Below are 2,536 nucleotides of genomic sequence, written 5' to 3' on the forward strand. Positions count from 1 at the left end.
TTTTCTACTGCTGTTTCTAAAGTTAGACAACCCATAGAATCATTCTTCAATTGGTTGAATGAAAATACAAAAATTCAAAGAGCCCAGAAAGTAAGATCCACTGCCGGACTACTCATACATACGATGGGCAAAATTGCCATCACTTTTATTTATCTAATTTTTTAAATACTGATTCGCATAAATAGCAAATTTTTATCTAAGTTTGTCATTTACTTAAACACATTACTGTTACAAATATAACAGAGCATAAAATTATAATAGAAAATAAGCTAATGCCAAAAAAAGTTTCGATTGTACTTTGCAGCTATAACGAAGCAACTAACCTGCCCACCGTAATAAAAGCCATACACGAAAATATGGACCCGTTAGGTTATCTGCTCGAAATAATTGTCGTAAACGATGGCAGTACAGACAATACAATGAGTGTGGTAACCGATTTGTGCAAAACGGATGCGTCTTTGTTTTACATCGAATTTTCGCGCAACTTTGGGCATCAAAACGCACTGAAAGCAGGATTGGATTATTCCACCGGCGATTGTGTTATCTCCATGGATGCCGATATGCAGCATCCACCCCGTATGCTACCGCAGCTTCTGGAGAAATGGGAAGAAGGCTACGATATTGTGTACACCCGCCGCAAAGACGACGAAAATCTGCCTAAGCTCAAACGCAAATCATCATCGTGGTTCTACAAAATGCTGAACTTCCTTGCCGACATAGATTTGGAATCGGGAACAGCCGATTTCCGTTTGATGGACAGGCGTGCGGCAAATGTTATTGTGGGAGTGAAAGGTGGCGACCTCTTTATGCGGGGGTTGGTCAAGTGGATAGGCTTCAAGCAATATGGTATCGACTATATGCCCGACCAACGCTTATCGGGAACATCTAAATATACTATCAAAAAGATGCGCAATCTGGCTTTGCAAGGCATCTTGTCGTTCAGCACTAAGCCGCTGAGTATTGCTCTTTATGTTGGTTTTTCGATAGCTGTGCTTTCATTACTGTCTATGCCTTACGCATTTATCAGTTACTTTTTTGGGCACACCAATTCGGGATGGAGTTCCATGATTTGCATAATAGGTTTTCTGGGTGGTTTTCAGCTGTTTGTTATGGGTATAATAGGTCTGTATATAGGACGTATATTTGACAAAACGCGGGGATTCCCTCCTTATATAGTACGAAACACGAATTTGCATCAACAAAACCCATCCGAAAAATGATTTTATTGAGTTTCGACATAGAAGAATTTGAAATGCCTCGCGAATATGGCGACCCTATTCCCTTTGAGGAGCAAATAAGCCTCTCTGTACAAGGAACGAACCGTATTCTCGATATGCTTAAAGCGCACGGCGTGAAAGCTACTTTCTACACCACCGCCAACTTTGCCCAAAATGCACCCGATGTTGTTCATCGCATCGTTAAGGAAGGGCACGAACTGGCTTCGCATGGATATTATCACGACCATTTTAAACCCGAACACTTGCGCCAAGCAAAAGAAAAGCTCGAAGAAATTGGCGGCGTTCAGGTGCAGGGTTTCCGTATGCCTCGCATGATGCCTGTTCCTGAAAACGTTATCTATGAAGCTGGATATACATACAATTCGTCTATAAATCCAACTTTCTTACCCGGCCGGTATAATAACCTACACGAGCCTCGCACCTACTTCCGGCGCGAAGGTGTTTGGCAGATGCCTGCTTCGGTAACACCACTCATACGTTTCCCTTTGTTTTGGATTGCGTTTCATAACCTGTCTTTGTCCATTTACAAGACATTGGCAAAATGGACGCTGAAAAAAGACGGATACCTGAATATATATTTCCACCCTTGGGAGTTTTTGCCAATAGGACCTAAAAAGAAATATAACTTTCCGTTTTATGTAACCCGCAATACCGATATGAAAATGTATTGGCGTTTAGGCGAATTTATTGAATGGGGTAAAAAAAATGGCTATGAGTTTGCCTGTACAGGCCATTTTGTCAACAAATTGAAGTAAAAGCAAATGAAAAAACGGCAAAAATTTTCATTTAAACAAAGGCTTAAAAGCTTCACTTACGCCTTTAGCGGGCTTAAAGACCTGTTTGCCGAGGAACATAACGCATGGATACATGCTTTTTTTGCCATAGCAGCCATTGCACTCGGATTCGTTTTTGGGATAACCCCAATGGAATGGTGTATGGTGCTTTTTGCAATAGCTCTCGTTTTTTCGCTCGAACTGATAAACTCGTCGGTCGAGAACTTGTCCGATTTTGCCTCGCCACAAAAAAACGACTTCATCCGCAAAGCTAAGGATATGGCCGCAGCCGCCGTATTGGTATCGGCTATCGCTTCGTTTATCATAGGCATCATTATTTTCTTGCCCTACATCTTAGATTGGCTTGGCTGAAAAGTCTGATAGGTATTAAATTGATTAACAGCAAAATGGTTAAGTGATTTCCATTTCTTATCTTTCCTCTATAATCACCATCTTCTCTAAGCTACTTGTTGCTTAGAGAAGGTTTTGGTTTTGGCACAGCACATGACTCCCTCTCCTCATTTT

At 41.3% G+C, this 2,536-nt stretch carries 3 protein-coding genes and 1 pseudogene; all 4 read left to right on the forward strand.

Annotated elements, in window-relative coordinates; all coding sequences use genetic code 11:
- A pseudogene (locus tag M2132_RS12140) lies at positions 1 to 165 on the forward strand (transposase); the annotation flags it as partial.
- Positions 166 to 272: 107 nt separating this feature from the next.
- Positions 273 to 1,220, forward strand: a complete 948-nt coding sequence (locus tag M2132_RS11890) for a glycosyltransferase family 2 protein (protein WP_280673838.1) — start codon at positions 273 to 275, stop codon at positions 1,218 to 1,220.
- On the forward strand, positions 1,217 to 1,993 hold the full coding sequence (locus M2132_RS11895) for a polysaccharide deacetylase family protein (protein WP_280673836.1): 777 nt from the start codon (positions 1,217 to 1,219) through the stop codon (positions 1,991 to 1,993). Before M2132_RS11890 ends, M2132_RS11895 begins: the two co-directional genes overlap by 4 nt.
- Positions 1,994 to 1,999: 6 nt before the next feature.
- Positions 2,000 to 2,383, forward strand: a complete 384-nt coding sequence (locus M2132_RS11900) for a diacylglycerol kinase family protein (RefSeq protein WP_280673834.1) — start codon at positions 2,000 to 2,002, stop codon at positions 2,381 to 2,383.
- Positions 2,384 to 2,536: the final 153 nt, after the last annotated feature.

The organism is Dysgonomonas sp. PH5-45 (assembly GCF_029893235.1).
GTDB lineage: Bacteria > Bacteroidota > Bacteroidia > Bacteroidales > Dysgonomonadaceae > UBA1309.